17 protein-coding genes are annotated in these 17,465 nt (G+C 37.7%); 8 read left to right on the top strand and 9 right to left on the bottom strand.

From position 1 onward, the window contains the following. Positions 1 to 354 precede the first annotated feature (354 nt). Both H5115_RS09570 and ilvY read right to left on the bottom strand, forming a co-directional pair. Positions 355 to 1,401 (bottom strand): GGDEF domain-containing protein, encoded by a 1,047-nt coding sequence (locus H5115_RS09570; RefSeq protein WP_024594946.1) that lies wholly within the window; start codon positions 1,399 to 1,401, stop codon positions 355 to 357. Between the two features lie 116 nt (positions 1,402 to 1,517). Further along, entirely contained in the window at positions 1,518 to 2,423 is a 906-nt protein-coding gene (ilvY, locus tag H5115_RS09565) for an HTH-type transcriptional activator IlvY (RefSeq protein WP_182754950.1), read from the bottom strand. Between the two features lie 138 nt (positions 2,424 to 2,561). On the opposite strand from ilvY, the gene ilvC reads away from it, so the two are divergent. Then, positions 2,562 to 4,034 carry a ketol-acid reductoisomerase gene (ilvC, locus tag H5115_RS09560; protein WP_004335714.1) on the top strand — a complete coding sequence of 491 codons (1,473 nt, stop codon included), beginning with the start codon at positions 2,562 to 2,564 and terminating at the stop codon, positions 4,032 to 4,034. A 192-nt stretch (positions 4,035 to 4,226) separates the two neighbouring features. Then, positions 4,227 to 6,146 (top strand): methyl-accepting chemotaxis protein, encoded by a 1,920-nt coding sequence (locus tag H5115_RS09555; protein ID WP_182754948.1) that lies wholly within the window; start codon positions 4,227 to 4,229, stop codon positions 6,144 to 6,146. Positions 6,147 to 6,240: 94 nt separating this feature from the next. Here the strand turns inward: H5115_RS09555 and H5115_RS09550 are convergent, their stop codons facing one another. Further along, positions 6,241 to 6,570, bottom strand: a complete 330-nt coding sequence (locus H5115_RS09550) for a GIY-YIG nuclease family protein (RefSeq protein WP_182754947.1) — start codon at positions 6,568 to 6,570, stop codon at positions 6,241 to 6,243. A gap of 107 nt (positions 6,571 to 6,677) precedes the next feature. Between H5115_RS09550 and H5115_RS09545 the strand changes: the two genes are divergently transcribed. After that, on the top strand, positions 6,678 to 7,037 hold the full coding sequence (locus H5115_RS09545) for an outer membrane protein assembly factor BamE (protein ID WP_004335706.1): 360 nt from the start codon (positions 6,678 to 6,680) through the stop codon (positions 7,035 to 7,037). A gap of 133 nt (positions 7,038 to 7,170) precedes the next feature. Here H5115_RS09545 and H5115_RS09540 read toward each other — a convergent pair whose 3' ends face one another. Then, positions 7,171 to 7,494: an RnfH family protein gene (locus H5115_RS09540; protein ID WP_004335703.1), complete on the bottom strand. Its 324-nt coding sequence runs from the start codon at positions 7,492 to 7,494 to the stop codon at positions 7,171 to 7,173. Continuing rightward, entirely contained in the window at positions 7,491 to 7,931 is a 441-nt protein-coding gene (locus H5115_RS09535; RefSeq protein WP_024594788.1) for a type II toxin-antitoxin system RatA family toxin, read from the bottom strand. Before H5115_RS09535 ends, H5115_RS09540 begins: the two co-directional genes overlap by 4 nt. A 146-nt stretch (positions 7,932 to 8,077) precedes the next feature. Between H5115_RS09535 and smpB the strand changes: the two genes are divergently transcribed. Both smpB and H5115_RS09525 read left to right on the top strand, forming a co-directional pair. Beyond that, positions 8,078 to 8,557 (top strand): SsrA-binding protein SmpB, encoded by a 480-nt coding sequence (gene smpB, locus H5115_RS09530; protein ID WP_004335699.1) that lies wholly within the window; start codon positions 8,078 to 8,080, stop codon positions 8,555 to 8,557. A 426-nt stretch (positions 8,558 to 8,983) separates the two neighbouring features. After that, positions 8,984 to 11,575 (top strand): TonB-dependent receptor, encoded by a 2,592-nt coding sequence (locus H5115_RS09525; RefSeq protein ID WP_182754945.1) that lies wholly within the window; start codon positions 8,984 to 8,986, stop codon positions 11,573 to 11,575. Between the two features lie 87 nt (positions 11,576 to 11,662). Here the strand turns inward: H5115_RS09525 and H5115_RS09520 are convergent, their stop codons facing one another. Then, positions 11,663 to 12,268 carry a peroxiredoxin gene (locus H5115_RS09520; RefSeq protein ID WP_007378637.1) on the bottom strand — a complete coding sequence of 202 codons (606 nt, stop codon included), beginning with the start codon at positions 12,266 to 12,268 and terminating at the stop codon, positions 11,663 to 11,665. Between the two features lie 362 nt (positions 12,269 to 12,630). Continuing rightward, a complete protein-coding gene (fadR, locus tag H5115_RS09515) occupies positions 12,631 to 13,344 on the bottom strand; it encodes a fatty acid metabolism transcriptional regulator FadR (RefSeq protein ID WP_182672321.1) in 714 nt (237 codons plus the stop codon). Between the two features lie 528 nt (positions 13,345 to 13,872). On the opposite strand from fadR, the gene dsbB reads away from it, so the two are divergent. Together dsbB and H5115_RS09505 are read left to right on the top strand one after the other, a co-directional pair. Beyond that, positions 13,873 to 14,391, top strand: a complete 519-nt coding sequence (gene dsbB / locus H5115_RS09510) for a disulfide bond formation protein DsbB (protein WP_182754943.1) — start codon at positions 13,873 to 13,875, stop codon at positions 14,389 to 14,391. Position 14,392: 1 nt separating this feature from the next. Continuing rightward, the gene (locus H5115_RS09505; RefSeq protein WP_182754941.1) at positions 14,393 to 14,695 is read left to right on the top strand and encodes a DUF6170 family protein; all 303 of its coding nucleotides are present in this window, start codon (positions 14,393 to 14,395) and stop codon (positions 14,693 to 14,695) included. 24 nt (positions 14,696 to 14,719) lie between these two features. Here the strand turns inward: H5115_RS09505 and H5115_RS09500 are convergent, their stop codons facing one another. Next, positions 14,720 to 15,016 carry a helix-hairpin-helix domain-containing protein gene (locus H5115_RS09500; protein ID WP_024595349.1) on the bottom strand — a complete coding sequence of 99 codons (297 nt, stop codon included), beginning with the start codon at positions 15,014 to 15,016 and terminating at the stop codon, positions 14,720 to 14,722. A gap of 314 nt (positions 15,017 to 15,330) precedes the next feature. Between H5115_RS09500 and H5115_RS09495 the strand changes: the two genes are divergently transcribed. Beyond that, positions 15,331 to 15,648 carry a YebG family protein gene (locus tag H5115_RS09495; RefSeq protein ID WP_004335683.1) on the top strand — a complete coding sequence of 106 codons (318 nt, stop codon included), beginning with the start codon at positions 15,331 to 15,333 and terminating at the stop codon, positions 15,646 to 15,648. Between the two features lie 273 nt (positions 15,649 to 15,921). Here H5115_RS09495 and putP read toward each other — a convergent pair whose 3' ends face one another. Beyond that, positions 15,922 to 17,400 carry a sodium/proline symporter PutP gene (putP, locus tag H5115_RS09490; protein WP_149602304.1) on the bottom strand — a complete coding sequence of 493 codons (1,479 nt, stop codon included), beginning with the start codon at positions 17,398 to 17,400 and terminating at the stop codon, positions 15,922 to 15,924. Between the last annotated feature and the right edge of the window lie 65 nt (positions 17,401 to 17,465).

Genomic DNA, 17,465 nt, shown 5'->3' with positions numbered 1-17,465 from the left:
AGAAGGAATACCGCATCAGCGTACATCAAAGTATTAAATTAAGTAAGTTCCCCATACTAGCAAGGTCTTTTTAAACTAGCTCTAGCTGGTTACAATTATTCACAATTTGTATACACAAATGTTAACTTTTGTGTTTTTGAAGTGACAAACCCTTCAAATTAGTTATGTGCGTTGGCTAAGCTGGCACTGCTTTGAGAAACTTTGGAAATGAGGGATAACCTCGCAAATGCTTTAATTCAAATAAAATCTGCAGGAAGCCAACTCTAACAACTTTTTTTTATTAACCTTACAAGCTACTAGGTTACCAAAGTTAATAGCGGCTTTAGCCGTAATAAATCAAGCTTCTGATGCTTATTAAATATCAGGGGCTATTTCTATTCGGTTTCGGCCATGTGTTTTTGCGATATATAAGGCTCTATCTGCACGCTCAACTAAAACTGAGCTATTAGTAAATGGACGTAAAATAGCTAAACCAAAACTTGCAGAAATAGCACGTTTAGCTGTTATATCATGCTTTTTACGAATCGCTAATTTCGCAATAGCTAAACGTATACAATCGGCAAACGCTATTATATCGTTAATAGTGTCAAAATAAGCTGTTATACAAAACTCTTCGCCACCGTATCTATATATATTTGCTGTTTCAGTTGTATTTTCTCTCACTTTTTTGGCAACTAACCTCAACACTTCGTCACCCTTTTGATGACCAAAGTCATCGTTAAAACGTTTAAAGTGATCAATATCAAACATAATTAGTACGGCAAGAGAATCTTCCTGTGCTTTCTCTGAGTATTCAAAACAAAATTTTACGATATCTGAATCAAACTTACCTCGGTTATAAAACCCCGTAAGCGTGTCGGTATCAGCTGCTTCTTTTGAAATATTAAGTGCTTCTTTTAAATCTTTTATTTCGTTGTAAGCAACAGCTAACTTAGTTTGAAATTCTCTAGCATAATCCTGCATAGCAATAGAATCGTCGGTTAAGCGCTCTACACAACCTAATATTTCATTATAAGAATTTACATCAGCAAGCATATTTAATTCATTTTGTGAATCAACTAAACTTGTTGTAAAGCTTTTGGAATGCTCAAGCGTGGTGCTTATATCTTGCTGGACTTGCTCCATAGTTGTATGGAACTTTTCAGTCATTTCTTGAAAGAAAGCCAGATCGTCTTGCGTTAAATGCTTATCAAAAATTTCTTTTGCTTTGTCTTGTGAGCATGTTTGTTGCTCAGCAATAACATGGTCTAATTCAGCATTTAATGAAGGGTTACTCCCTTGAATGTAACAGTACCAAATTGCATAGTTGATAGGCGTAACCGGCATGCGGTATTTTACCATCAAAGGAATCGCCTTTTTAAGGCATTGAGCAGAATGAGCAAGTGATACGGCATGGTTCATAAATAAACTCTCAAGCGTCATTGTTTTTATTATTAGCACTCAATGTTAAGTAATAGTAAACTCATACGCAACCTATATTAATACTATTTAACTAATTTGCTTGCTCTGTGTGCATATTAAATTGCTTTTGCTTCTAAAGTTTGCGCAATATTCCACAACGCACTGATTGCAGGGTCATTTAACTCTTTTCTTAATACCGCCAAACCGATATCAAACCCTTCAGGTGCTTGCATTTTTGGTGTTAGTATTTGTACCTTATCCTGCAGCGGGCTATTATCTAGTACTATTTTAGGGACCATTGCGACGCCTAGCCCTAAGCTCACCATAGATACCATTGCTTCATGTCCTGCAACTTGAGCGTAGATTTTTCCGTGAATATTATTTTTGCGCCACCAGTGCTCTAACCTTTGGCGAGAAAAACCTTGTTCTGGGACAATAAACTCTAAATCAGACCAATTAATGCCATCACTATTTTGTGTAAGCTTTTGTGTGATCTGACATTGAATTTTTGGGCCAATTAATAAAAGTGGTGAGTGCCCAATATCAACAAAGGCAATTTGCGACGGTAACTTATTAGGCTTAGCTGCAATTGCCATTAATTCGTGGCCATCAAGTACACGATTTATAGCAAGTGCTGGGTCGCCTGTATTTAATGTTATCTCTATGTACTGATGCTGCGCACGAAGTTGTTCTAATATTTGATGTAAAAAACTATAAGATGCAGTTACAGAACAATAAATACTTACTTTGCCGTAAATATGCTGTTGTGGGTCTTTTACATTCGTTTTAAAACGTTGCCAATTAGCAAGCGTTGCCGTTGCGTAATCAATAAAGGACTCCCCCTCACGCGTTAATTTAACGCTTCGGTTATCGCGGATAAACAATGCTACTCCAACTTCTTCTTCCAAATGTTTTATATTTCGGCTCAAAGTGGGTGCGCTTATGTGGCAAAGCTCACTTGCGCGCCCAAAGTGAAGTGTTTTAGCCAACGCTAAAAAGTAGTTTAAGTGCTTATGTTCCATCCAACCCCCTGCATTTCATATTGTGAAACACTTTAATTCAAATATATCATTTTACGCAAGCAACGATTTTACATATGGTGTTTGTAAGCGCAGTAAACATAGCGCATCTAACAAACATGACTTTATAGGACACTAACAATGGCGAATTATTTCAATACCTTACCTTTACGCGAGCAATTAGCGCAATTAGCGCAATGTGAATTTATGGACGCAGGCGAATTTGCCGATGGCGTTGATGCACTTAAAGGTAAAAAACTAGTTATTGTAGGCTGTGGCGCACAAGGTTTAAACCAAGGCTTAAACTTACGTGACTCTGGTTTAGATGTTTCTTACACATTACGCGCATCAGCTATTTCTGAGCGTCGCCAATCATTTTTGAACGCATCTGAAAACGGCTTTACTGTTGGCACTTACGAAGAACTAATCCCAACAGCTGATGTAGTACTTAATTTAACACCAGATAAGCAACATACTGCTGTAGTAAGTGCAATTATGCCGCTTATGAAAAAAGGCTCTACACTTGCCTACTCTCATGGCTTTAATATTGTTGAAGAAGGCATGCAAGTACGTGAAGACATTACTGTAATCATGGTTGCGCCTAAGTGTCCTGGTTCTGAAGTACGTGAAGAATACAAACGCGGTTTTGGTGTACCAACTCTAATTGCTGTTCACCCAGAAAATGATCCTCAAGGTCATGGTTTAGCACAAGCTAAAGCGTATGCAGCAGGGACTGGCGGACACCGTGCAGGTGTACTTAAATCATCATTTATTGCTGAAGTTAAGTCAGACCTAATGGGCGAGCAAACCATTTTATGTGGCATGTTACAAACTGGCTCTATTTTATGTTTTGATAAAATGATAGAAAAAGGCGTTGATGCGGGTTATGCATCAAAGCTAATTCAATACGGCTGGGAAGTAATTACCGAAGCACTTAAGTACGGCGGCGTTACAAACATGCTTGACCGCCTTTCAAATCCTGCAAAAGTAAAAGCGTTCGAACTAAGCGAAGAGCTAAAACTAATTATGCGCCCGCTTTATAATAAGCATCAAGATGACATCATCGACGGCACTTTCTCACGCACTATGATGGAAGACTGGAATAACGATGACGTAAACTTACTTAAATGGCGCGCTGAAACAGCAGAGACTAACTTTGAAAAGACCCCTGCTGGCGATGTAGAAATCTCAGAACAGGAATTTTTTGATAACGGTATTTTAATGGTAGCAATGGTAAAAGCAGGTGTTGAACTTGCTTTTGAAACCATGACAGCAGCCGGTATTATTGAAGAGTCAGCTTACTACGAGTCTTTACATGAAACGCCATTAATTGCTAATACTATTGCACGCAAAAAGCTTTTTGAAATGAACCGTACAATTTCTGACACTGCAGAGTATGGATGTTACCTATATAACCATGCATGTTTACCATTACTTGCAGATTTTATGAAAAAAATTGATACAGATGTTATTGGTAAAGGCCTTGGCGAGCACAGTAACCAAGTTGATAACCAAACATTAATTCAAATTAACGCCGCCCTTCGTGAACACCCAGTTGAAAAAGTAGGTGCTAAATTACGTGGCTACATGTCAGCAATGAAAAAGATTGTTTAACCCTAAACGATAAATGTTTCGCTTGTTAGAAACCAAGCCCATATGCTCTGCTTATGGGCTTTTTTATGCATATTCATAAAACTTTAACCATAACACGCTACCTTCTATTCATTTCACAGTAGGCAATATCTAGCTCTAAATAAATAATGTGCTAGTATAGTCCTCTACTCAGTTGTAAAATTAATTAATATCATGACGATACAAAACCTTTCTATTACTCAAAAAATCACAGCTTTAGGCAGTGTTATTGCTATATGCGTAGCGGCACTGATTGGCTTGACCTCTTTATACAGCTCTAAAGACATAATTGAGCAACGTATGATCGAGTCAGAGCTACCTAGTAAACTGCAAACAATCAGTAATCATATAGGCGGTGAAATTAATGAGTTACTTGGTGCTGCTCAGCAACTATCATCAAACGAATTTGTTTTACAGTGGGCTCAGACTAGTAATCAAGACGACACCTTATTATTAAAAGAATTAAATCGTGTTGCCCAGCAATACGATTTAGCAACAGCATCTTGGGCAAATAGAGACACTGCACAGTACTGGAACCAAAATGGTTTTTTGCGTGTGTTAAAAAACGATTCAGCTGATGGCTGGTTTTTTGCTTTTAAGCAATCAAAACAACCTTATTCTATCAGTATTTATCAAGAGTCAGCCAATGATGTGAAAATGTTTGTAAATCATCAGCAGGCTAATGGTACTGGTTTAGCAGGTCTTGCAAAAAGCATCACTGATATGCAAAAGCTATTACAGCAATTTAAAATTGAGCAAACAGGTTTTGTATTTATTGCAGATAAAAATGGATTAATTCAACTTCATAAAGATGCCAATAAAGTAGCAAAAGCAAATATTGACGATTTATATACTGCAAATATTCACAGCCAACTATTTAATAGTAATGGCTTTGCACTAGAAGAAATTAACTTAAATGGCGAACCTACTCTTATAGCTGCAACCCCAATTAAAAACACTGACTTATATGTTGTAGCTCAAGTACCAAAAAGTGAAGTATTCGCAAGTGTAAACACCCTACAATGGCAAATATTTACTTTTACAGTAATCACCGCGTTAGTTGCTAGCTTGATTAGTTACTTACTTGCTCGCTCTCTTTCATCTCCACTTTCTAAAATGGCTGAGTTATTTTCACGCTTAGGCTCTGGCGATGCAAACTTAGCGTACCGCTTACCAGAATCAAGCCAACCAGAGCTCAACAATCTAAGTAATGGCTTTAACCAGTTTATAAATAAAATAGAAACAGCGATTACTCAAGTTGCCAGTGAAAGCCACGATATTCGCCAAAGTTCTGATCATGTATTTGAACAGGCAAAACGAAACTCGCAAGCAATTGATAATCAAAAAGAGCAAACAATATCTGTCGCAGCAGCTATCAACGAAATGGGCGCTACAGTGCAAGAAATAGCACAAAGCGCAGCGAATACAGCTAAGTTAACCGATAACAGCCGTGAGAACACCATTCAAAGCCACAAACAAGTATTACAAAGCCAGGCAACTATCTCAGCCCTAGCTAGCGATATTGATGGCATAACAGAGCAAGTTACTTTGCTTTCTAAAAAAACGGTTGATATAGCAAGTATTGTGGATTCAATTAGAGGGATATCGGATCAGACTAATCTACTTGCTTTAAACGCGGCAATTGAATCTGCTCGCGCAGGTGAGCACGGTCGAGGCTTTGCTGTTGTTGCTGATGAAGTACGCGCTCTGGCAAACCGTACATCGCAATCAACCACCGAAATTCAATCTATGATTGAAGAGCTTACAAGAATATCTGATGATGTAGTTAACGATATTAGCCAATCAAAAGATAAAGCGCAGCAAAGCGTTGGAGCCATGCAAAGCTCAGTAGAATTACTCGATGCGATAGCCGAAACAGCTAATCAAATAAACGATATGGCTACGCTTATTGCAACTGCAACTGAGCAGCAAAGTAATGTGGTTGCTGATGTAGGTCGTAACATAGAGCAAATAAGTGAAATTAGCGATAAAGCAATGAGCGAGCAAATCAATACAGAGCAAGCTATTCGTGACTTGGCAAACAGCGCTCAAACACTCGATGCACTTGTCGCTACCTTTGAAAAACATCGCTAAGCAGCTATAACGGCTATATTTCCTTTGTGAGCAAAAGCTATATTAAAAGCTAGCTTTTGCCCACAGCGAATAAGGTTTAATCTAAGTAAATTAACTAAATGATTTTAGTGTCGCTGGTATTAAATGCTAAAACGTATGCTTCTTTTTTGGTTCTAGAAAGCTTTTTTAATTGATACTCAAGTTTACTTGCTTCACTTTTATTACCAACTTGTTGTTGATGGATAAGTACAAGCGGCCCTTTCCCTCTAAGGTTTTTAGCCCCTTTGCCGGCTTGATGAGTTGCAAAGCGTTTTTCAACATTAGTCGTGATCCCTGTGTACCAATGACCAAATCGTGTCTCAACTATATATAAAAACCAAGTAGACTCCGTTTTTAAAATATTCGTTTCGATGTGCTGTAAACTTTTTTCATTATTAATGGTCAAAACATTACCTTAACGCCCTTAACATAAAACAATTGCTTAAAAGGGTTTTACCTTCAGTGACTAATCGGTATCATGCAGATTATAAAAAATAAGGATCACAACTAACAATGCAGTCGTTAAAAACTTTTTCTCTTTGGCTTATCGTTGCTTTAACACTTAGCTCAGCAGCAGGTTGCTCTAGCTGGGTATACCGAATTAACATCCCCCAAGGAAACTTTTTAGAGCAATCGGATGTTGAAAAACTTCGTGTAAATATGACTCGAGAGCAAGTTGTTTACGTATTAGGCAGACCTATTGCCGAGGACGCCTTTGATAACAATACTTGGCGTTATATTTACAGCTTTAATAAGGGCCGTAAAAACGAGCAAAATAAAGAGTTAGTAATTAACTTTGAAAATGAAAAGTTAGTTTCAATCTCAGGGGATTATGACCAACCTGAAAACTTTACTACACCGCTCGAGCAATAAATTTCTCAAGTGGTAAAAAAAGGTGAGCATGGCTCACCTTTTTTATTGGTTTATTTAAAAGCTTTTACCATTTTAAACAACGTTAGCGTGTGATTTAATCCGTTAAATTTTTCCACGTTTATACCGATTTGCGTTACTTTTCGAGTGGGCGGCCACCCGTTATTTTATTTGCACGCCCCTCTTCTTTAGCTTTTTCTGCACGCTTTCTACGCGCATCTTTAGGGTCTGCAATTAATGGACGATATATTTCTATACGGTCACCGTCTTTTAATTCATAGTTAGCTTTTACAGTTCGATTCCACACACCTAACGTTAGCGATGTAGCATCTATCTCAGGGCACTTTTGTATAATACCTGACTGAATAACAGCTTGCTCGACTGTAGTCCCTTGTGGCACTTCAATTGATAAACACGTGGCCGTGGTTGGTAACGCAAATACCACCTCAACATTAATCATGCTCTAGCTCCATAAACCTGTTTTGCACGTTGAGTAAATGCACTCACCATATTTTTTGCAACATCGTTAAAAATCTTACCAAAGGCAAGCTCTATTAACTTATTTGAAAATTCAAATTCTAGTTGCAAGTGAACTTTACATGCTTTGGCGTCAAGCTCTTGAAAGTGCCAACGTCCTTTTAACATCTTAAATGGTCCATCAACAAGGCTTAGCAACACTGTTTGCTCATCAACAAAGGTGTTTTCGGTGGTAAACCACTTTTTTATACCCGCCTTGGATATTTCTAAACTCGCGGTCATGTTATTATCATGCTGTGAAACAATTTTTGAGTCTGAGCAATTTGGTAAAAACTGCGAATAAGCTTCTACATCATTAACTAGATCAAACATCTCTTTAGTGCTGTACATAACCAGCGCACTTTTTTCTATTTGTGGCATACTCACTCCCAACTGTGTGGGCGAATTTTAGCAAGCTTTGCGCGTTTCCCCAAATTTTCATGCTGCTTAAATTAAAGCTTAATTTTTAAAAGCATTATTAAAAAATCGATGTAAAACATCTCACATTACGTATATTATAGGGCACTATGGCTAAGAAAAATTCATCAAAATCGACAAGTAATACCATCGCGCTAAACAAAAAAGCGCGACATGAGTATTTTTTACACGATAAGTTTGAAGCAGGTGTTGAACTACAAGGCTGGGAAGTAAAAAGTATCCGAGCAGGTAAGGTAAACATCACCGAAACTTATATTCATCTTAAAAATGGCGAAGCATTTTTGCTTGGCGCGCAAATCCAGCCACTTAATAGTGCATCAACTCATGTAATTTGCGATCCGTTGCGTTATCGTAAGTTACTATTAAGCAGACGCGAACTTGACCGCCTACTCGGTGCAACAGAGCGAGATGGCTATTCATTAATAGCTACAGCTATGTACTGGAAAAAATGTTGGGTAAAACTTGAATTTCATCTAGCAAAAGGTAAAAAGTTGCACGATAAACGTGACGACGGGAAAAATAAAGATTGGTCTCGCGAAAAAGAACGTTTAATGAAACACAAAGTATAAGCACAGCGCCTAACTAACAAGTTAGGCGTTTTTTTTATTAAAAAACCAACTGTTATTTGTTTTATTAATATACAACAAGATTACTATTCATTCAGACTATACATGTAAATAATTTATTACAATTTTATTGTGAATTAATTAATTTAATTATTACTCGCATTTAGGCTGTATTTTTTATTTCCAAAATAAAGCATATGCGCCTATTTCAACCTCCTTCAGCGCATAACATCTGTTTTAAAATCATCCAAAAACATACAAAAAACCATACTAAAATCACATTTCAGCCTAATTGCTAACACTTAAGTTACATGATATTAATGTCGTCGCTTGTTATATCAATCCGCTTAAATATGGGGTTTATTTAACAATTTAAAAAGGATTGGTATAGAGCAACTAAATTTATAACATATCAACAAGGACTTAAGGATGAAGCAATCAACTGCATTTACACCTAGCTTAATTGCAGGTGCTACAATCGCACTTTCAGCAGGTTTTACAACAACAACTTACGCTGCTGAAGAAGCTAACAAAGTAGAGCGCATTGAAGTAACTGGCTCACGAATCAAACGTTCAGATATCGAAGGACCTTCTCCGGTTCAATCAATCGCAAGAGCTGATATTGAGAACATGGGTTATGACAACCTACAACAACTCCTCGAAAGAATGCCTGTCGCGGGTAGCGGTACTTTCTCAACACGTGGTAACAACCAAGATTCAACTGCAAATGGGTCTGCTGCAGTTAGTTTACGTGGCTTAGGTGCTGATGCTACGCTCGTACTAATCAATGGCCGTCGTGTATCTATTAGTGCATTTGCCGAAGGTATCACAAACTCATTTGTAGATATTAACAGTATCCCAGTTTCTGCCATTGAGCGAATCGATATACTAAAAGATGGTGCTTCAGCTATCTACGGCTCAGACGCAGTAGCCGGTGTTGTAAACGTTATCTTGAAAAAAGACATTGACGGTGTTGAAGTTAATTTGGGCTACGGTGGTACTGATGGTCCCAATTATGAAGAAACAACAGCAAGTTTAGTATGGGGTACTACTAGCGAGAAAAGTAGCGCGTCAGTTATTATCGATTACTTTAAAAATACATCTCTTTCTTCTGATGAAATGGGCAGCTTAGGTACAGCAAATCAATCACCTTATGGTGGTGAAGATTTTCGCTCATCTCGTGGCTTCCCTGGATATTTTTATGTAGACGGTGTTAAAACAATTGATCCGGCTTGTCCTGCTGAAAATGCAACTTCAAGCGGCAGTTGTTTATTTGATTACGGCCCTTACGGTTATATCGCACCAGCGTCTGAACGCGTGGGTGCTATTTCTCAATTTGAATATAACTTTGATAATGGCATTACGGGCTTTTTAGAAATGGCAGTACAGCACAATACGTCTGTTGCGGCCGGAGCCCCTACCCCACTTGATGAAGATGCAGGCTTAACTGTCCCAGCTAGCCACCCTAACAATCCATTTGGTGAAGACATTCAAATTGGTCGTTACCGTACAGTTGATGCTGGCGCACGCCAATGGGATATTGAATCAGATACTCTTCGCTTTGTTGCAGGGCTTAGAGGTGAGTTTAATGATTGGAGTTGGGAAACCGCTGTACAAAAAGGCCGAAGTAAATCTTTGCAAACAGGTGATAGAACACAAGGTTGGGTGCGTACTGATTTCTTACAACAAGAAATTGATGCAGGAAACTACAATCCATTTGGTGGCACATACAACGACCCTGCTGTAATTAATCGTATTACAACAAGCTTAGTGCGTCGTGGTGAGTCTCACATGACTTCCTTTGATGCAAACATTACAGGCGAAGCATTTAGTTTTGGCGATGATGTAGTAATGATGGCTGCAGGTATTGAGTACCGTGAAGAAGACGTTAATGACATTCCTGATGATCAATTTCAACGTGGTTTAATATTTGGCACAGAGTCTGTATCTGCATCTGCAGATCGTGAACAATACGCTGCCTATGTCGAGTTTTCTATCCCTCTTGCTGATAATTTAGAGCTACAACTTGCTGGCCGTTACGATGACTACAGTGACTTCGGTACAACAACAAACCCTAAAGTAGCTCTTCGCTGGGCGCCTACTGATGAAATCACAGTGCGTGGCTCTTGGGCACAAGGCTTTAGAGCGCCTTCTTTGGCACAAGTTGGTTTAGGTCCATCTCAAGAAAGCCAATTCTTTGTAGATACATACCGATGTGAAGCAACAGGCCTTGATTGTGATGCACTTGATTACAACATTGAATTTGCTGGTAACCCTGACCTTAAAGCTGAAGAATCAGAATCATGGAATGTCGGCTTTATTTGGGCGCCTTCTGCTGAGTTTGGTTTAAGTGTCGATGTGTGGAGCATCACTCAAGATAACAAAATTGATGAGCAAGAGTTTGGTCCAATTTATAACTCTGAGTGTAATAACCAAGATAGTACTGTATGTGTACGCTTAACACCTACAGGTGGCGATAGCTTAGGAACAATTCAAAAAATTTACAGCACATTTGAAAACGTTTCTTCGCAAGAAGTATCTGGGGTTGATGTTTCAGCTAACTACAATCACTCACTTGATGACTTAGGTTTATTGAAATTTAATTTAGAATGGGCATACCAAGATAAATTTGAAAAAGATGGCCGCGATTACACCGGTGAGTATGGCTATCCAGAGCACCGCTGGATTTTCTCTACAAACTGGGAAATTGGCGAGTTTAATACAAACGTAAACATCAGTTATGTAGGTGAGTTTGAAGATACCCCAGATATTGATTTTGACGGTAATTTAGACTTTGATAGCAATACATCACGTATGGTTGATTCGCAAACACTGGTAGATTTACAAACATCTTATCGTGTTACTGACTCAACTAAAGTATCGCTAGGTGTAAATAACTTATTTGATGAAGAGCCACCATTTGCAATTGGTGATGGCGACGCTGATCTATACGGTTATGCTTCAGGTGTACACAACCCTAGAGGCCGATACTTTTATACTAAAGTTAGTTTCTCGTTTTAACTTTGCGAGCTTATTTTAAAGTGAGCTAACGCTACAAATAAAAAAACCGCCAATTGGCGGTTTTTTTATTTAAAACTAAGGGCTAAATTATAGCTCGCCTTCGTTTTCAGATAAGAACTTAGCAACGCCTTCAGGGCTTGCGTCCATACCTTTTTTACCTTCAGTCCAACCAGCAGGACATACTTCACCGTGCTCAGTGTGGAACGCTAGCGCGTCAACCATGCGAAGCATTTCGTCGATGTTACGACCTAGTGGTAAATCGTTCACTACTTGGTGACGTACGTTACCTTCTTCATCAATTAAGAAAGAACCACGGAACGCAACACCCGCTTCTGGATGCTCAACGTCGTATGCTTTACAAATTTCGTGTTTAACGTCTGCAACTAGTGCGTATTGAACTTTACCAATACCGCCGTCTGCTACAGCAGTGTTACGCCATGCGTTATGTGAGAATTGTGAATCGATAGAAACACCAATTACTTCTACGCCACGCTTTTGAAACTCTTCAAAACGCTTATCAAATGCAATAAGTTCAGAAGGACATACAAACGTGAAATCTAGTGGGTAAAAGAAGATAACTGCTTTTTTACCTTTAATTGTTTCATGAAGGTTATAGCTATCTACAATTTCACCGTTACCAAGAACAGCTGCAGCGGTAAAGTCTGGTGCCTGGCGGCCTACTAATACACCCATTTTATTCTCCAAATATTTTGAGTTTGTTTTCAATTGCTTTCGCAATGCTGGTACTTATATGGGCGCTAAAAATTAAAAACCAATAGCGCATACATATAATTAATTGGCATTCTAAAGTTATTCACTGCAAAAGAACAATCGCATTTAACGATGTGAGCAATCGAAAATAACGAACACTTGCAACTTGCGCTAATATGCTTAAATAATAGGTCTAATTTAAAGTGTAAGTTGCGTTGTAACTAAGTAGAAATTTTAAAAATATCGAAGTGGTTTATACATTAAACTTTTTAGAATTTCATATACGGTGGCGCTAAATTTTACAGATATAAAAAAACCTGCAAATGCAGGTTTCTCGCTTAGACTTAGTCCATTATATCTGAGGGCATATCACCACGGATTTTTTGCCAAATCTCACCCGTTTGATGACCATATTTACGCATCATAGAAATAGCACCATCATGCTCTTTCTTTTCTGCCAAAATGGTTAAATCTTTATAAAACTGACGAGCAAGTTCACGAGTTCCGGCATCAGAGAAGTAATGACAACCAATCTTTGAATAAAAACCTCTAAAGCCGTTAAGTATTAATACATAAATACGGTTATTACCCGCAACGGCTAATTCGTGATGCACTTTATAATCATAGTCAGCAAATGCTTGAGCGGTGTCTTCTAGCTCATTGCTTTGTGATAAAATTTCAATCACGCGTTCAGGATTTAACTTAATTGCAGCACGTGTATAAATAGCACTAATATTAGTACGTGCAGATAAAAGCTGATCTGTCAGCTCTGGCATCTTGTCTTCATCTAAGCGCGCTAATGTTTCAAGAATGTTTAAGCCAGACGTTTCCCAAAAGTTATTTACTTTTGTAGGTTTACCATGCTGAATTGTTAGCCAACCATCACGCGCTAAACGCTGTAATACTTCTCTCAAGGTTGTTCTTGTAACACCAATTAACTCTGAAAGTTCTCGCTCGGCAGGTAAAATTGAACCTGGAGGGAAATCGCCGTTCCAAATGGACTCAACTATATATTCTTCAGCAAATCCTGCTGGGCTTTTCGCTTTAAAAATTCTCATCCAGTTCCCACTCGAATTAATCAACACTCATCGTTTTACACGAATAACTGACTGATTGTACCAGACGAAGCACAACTAACAAGTAAAGTAATATATTAATAAAGCAAATGAGTAGAAATTGAAAATTAATAAATAATTAAATTTGGGTTTCTCTAATTTAGCTACAATTCATGAATATCTAGAGTAATATTCATTGTAGGTACATTGTTATTATGGAGATATTTTTATTTACGCAGCGCCTGAGCTTAATTAACTTATCCCGCACTTGCCATAAGAAAAAGTACAAAAAAGTGCAACCATAAAAAATTCTTTAGATGATGCATCACCTTAGTATAAGTAAGCAATATAGCTGAGCTTATGTATCGATGGGGAAATAATAGAGCGTCATTTAACCTTTGCTAAGGCTGTATTGATTTGTCACTAATTTCATCTTATAAAAAGTGACTTCGGTAGCTTTTTTTTCCTTTTTGTTGCTGCATACTTTATCCTACGTCATAATCTAACGTCCTATTAAAACGCGGAATTTTTATGAACTGGCTTGCACAATTACCTACCCAACGAACCCCGTGGCTTTTATTTACAGCTATCGTTTTTTTACTTGAAGTTACCGCTCTTTTCTTTCAATACAAAATGGGGTTAGCGCCTTGCATAATGTGTATATATCAACGCACTGCAGTATTGGGGTTATTAGGCGCAGGGATTGTAGGCTCGAGTAAACCACAAAATAAAACTGTGCGTATGATAGCGTATGCTATTTGGGGGATATCGAGTGTTTGGGGATACTTAATTGCTCGCGAACATATTGAGATGCAAACCACCACAGACCCTTTTGCATTTAGCTGCGAGTTTGAACCAAATTTCCCATCATTTATGCCACTACATGAATGGATACCTAGCTTTTTTCAAGCTACCGGAGATTGTGGAAATATAGATTGGCAGTTTGTTGGCATGAGCATGCCTGCTTGGATGGAAGTGATATTTGGGATTTTCTCACTAACGCTATTTATTATAATTATTGCCCGTTTATTAATTAAAAAGTCGATTTGATATGTTTACATTTTTTTCAAGCCAATTAGCCCAGCTTAAGCATTTAAAAGTACGCCAGCGTCAAGATGTAATTGCGCTTGCATTAAGTAACCTATCGCCAACTGATAAAGTTTTATTGCGTATTATAAAATTGCTATTACTTAGCCCACTATTTTTAATATTCACTGTATTTAAAGGTTGGATATTAATACCATTTTTGATACTTGGCGGATTGTGCTATCCACTATTAACTACACCTATTGAGATTAACTTTGCTAAAAAGCACTTAAGCGATGCACTAAAACAATTTAATCAGGGCGCCTAGCACCCTGATTACTATTTAGAAATATTAAAGTGTAAGTTTCCCCTCTAATTTAGCTAAAAGCTTTTTGCCAATCCCTTTAACTTGCGATAAATCACTAACGCTTTTAAATTCGCCATTTTCTTCACGATAATCCACAATTGCCTGCGCTTTTTTCTTACCTATACCAGGTAACTTAGCAAGCATCTCTGCATCAGCATTATTTATACTAATTGTCTCAGCTTGAGGCATTTGCTTAGTTACTTCTGATAATTGTGCATACGCGGTAGTCGCGGGTAGTAAACATAATAAACTTATGATGAGTAAATTTTTTAACGTTTTCATTAAACTTGTCCTTATTCTTCTTTTCTTAATTTTGAGTATTGCTCAGGAAATCAATAAATAAGGAACTGTAAAGTTCATCACTTAAAGTGTACCTAAACGCATTATCACTATGATCCGAAATCCTGAAAATGCAGCTGGTACAACAAAGTGATTGCTTAACTAAAGTAAAGTTACCGTTTTTTGTCAAATTTAAGACACCTAAAAATTAATACTTCGCGCTTGCAAATTTACTTACAAACCATTACTGTACATAAAAACAGTAATCTAATGGTTTTTTAAAAACCACGGTGCCAAGCAATTTTGCAGGAGAAATCATGGCTGTTGTTGTTAAATATGTTGTAGAACGAAACGGAGTCGAGCGTATGACGTTTACTACCAAAAAAGAAGCTGATGCTTATGACAAGATGCTCGATATAGCAGAATCACTTGAGCTGATGCTAGAAAAGGTAGACGTACCGCTTAGTGAGCAACAAATTGAATCACTTGCTTTAGAAATAGCGAAAAGCAAAGATGATTTTATGACCATATTAAAAGGTGGCAAAGATCCAGCTGTTACCAAAGCGCCAGCAAAAAGTAAAAAGTCAGATAACGTTGCATCAATTGAAGATAACAACGATAAAAAAGTAAGTTAATTCATAGAATGTTCCCTCCTCGAACGGGACAAACTAAATAAAAAAGGGAGCAACTAAGTTGCTCCCTTTTTTATTATACCAATTCGCTTAATTAAGTGATCTCTTTGAGGGTGGAAAAACGTGTTGATAGCTAGGCAAAAATTCGACATTTAGTTGTACTAAATGAGAATTTTTTAACGCCGGTAGCAACACGTTTAGCCCCGCAAAATGATTAAGTATTATTGCGGATTGGTATTAATTACTACTCACTTTAAAATAAGTAGTAATTGCTAATTAAAGCTCTTTTTCTACTTCATCAAATAAAGCAGTGATGTTTTGCTCTGGCTCTTTTGTTACTAAGCTAACAACAACAATTGCAATACTCGCTAAAATAAAGCCAGGTACTATTTCGTACATAAAGCTACTTAAGCTTTCACCATTGATAGTAAATGGTCCATATATCCAAATTAGCACAGTAAATGCGCCTACTAACATACCAGCTAACGCACCAGCAAAGTTCATGCGTTTCCAATAAAGGCTAAACAATACAAGTGGTCCAAACGCAGCACCAAAGCCAGCCCACGCATTACTTACTAGGTCTAAAATAGAGCTATCTCTATCGTAAGCTAAATAAATAGCGAACATAGCAACTACGGCAACACTAATACGGCCAACAGCAACTAGCTCTTTATCACTGGCATCTTTACGTAAGAATGTTTTATAGAAATCTTCTGTTAATGAACTTGAACTAACCAATAATTGAGATGAGATAGTACTCATAATCGCAGCCAAAATTGCAGCAAGTAAAAAGCCAGCAATAAGTGGGTGGAACAGCAACTCAGAAAGAATTAAGAAAATTGTTTCAGGGTCTTCAACTACAATGTTGTTCTCATAAGTATAAGCTGCACCAAATATACCAGTACCAACAGCACCAATGGCAGCAACAATCATCCATGTCATACCAATACGGCGTGCTTTAGGCATATCTTTAACACTACGTACCGACATAAAACGAACAATGATATGTGGTTGGCCAAAATAACCTAAACCCCAGGCCATTGCAGAAATAATACCTAATGCAGAACCTGCACCAATCCAATTAAGCATATCTGGATTTACGCTATGTAAAGTTGATTCTAAAGGTTGTTCAAGCAAAGAGTATGCAACCGTTGGTACTAGAATAAGTGCAATGAACATAATACAACCTTGCACAAAGTCAGTTAAGCTTACAGCTAAAAAACCACCAAACAAGGTATATAAAACAACTACGCCCGTTGTAATGTATAAACCCATTTCATAAGTTAAACCAAATGAACTTTCAAACAATTTACCACCAGCGACAACACCAGATGAAGTATAAAGAGTAAAGAAAACAATAATTACCACAGCTGATACAACACGTAATAGGTTGGATTTATCATTGAAGCGATTTGAAAAGTAATCTGGGATGGTTATAGAGTCATTTGCTTTTTCAGTGTAAACACGTAATCTCGGTGCAACTAACAGATAGTTTAACCAAGCACCAATCACTAAGCCAATTGCTATCCATGTACTACTAAAACCAGTAACAAACATCGCACCAGGTAGGCCCATTAAAATCCAGCCACTCATATCAGATGCACCTGCAGACAGTGCAGCTACACTTGGAGATAGATTTCGTCCACCTAACATGTAACCAGATACATCGTCAGTAGATTGCTTATATGCATATAGTCCGATACCTAACATTACAATAAAATATAATGCTAGTGAAATAATCATTCCTGTTTCCAAATTAGCCTCCGCATAATTATTAATAATAGGCTTTAATCCAAATAATGACTCTTAAAATTTTATAG

Source organism: Pseudoalteromonas sp. SR44-2 (genome assembly GCF_014163745.1).
Classification (GTDB): Bacteria; Pseudomonadota; Gammaproteobacteria; order Enterobacterales; family Alteromonadaceae; genus Pseudoalteromonas; species Pseudoalteromonas distincta.
The sequence above is the reverse complement of the archived record's forward strand: the minus strand, read 5'-3'. Positions and strand labels throughout refer to the sequence as shown.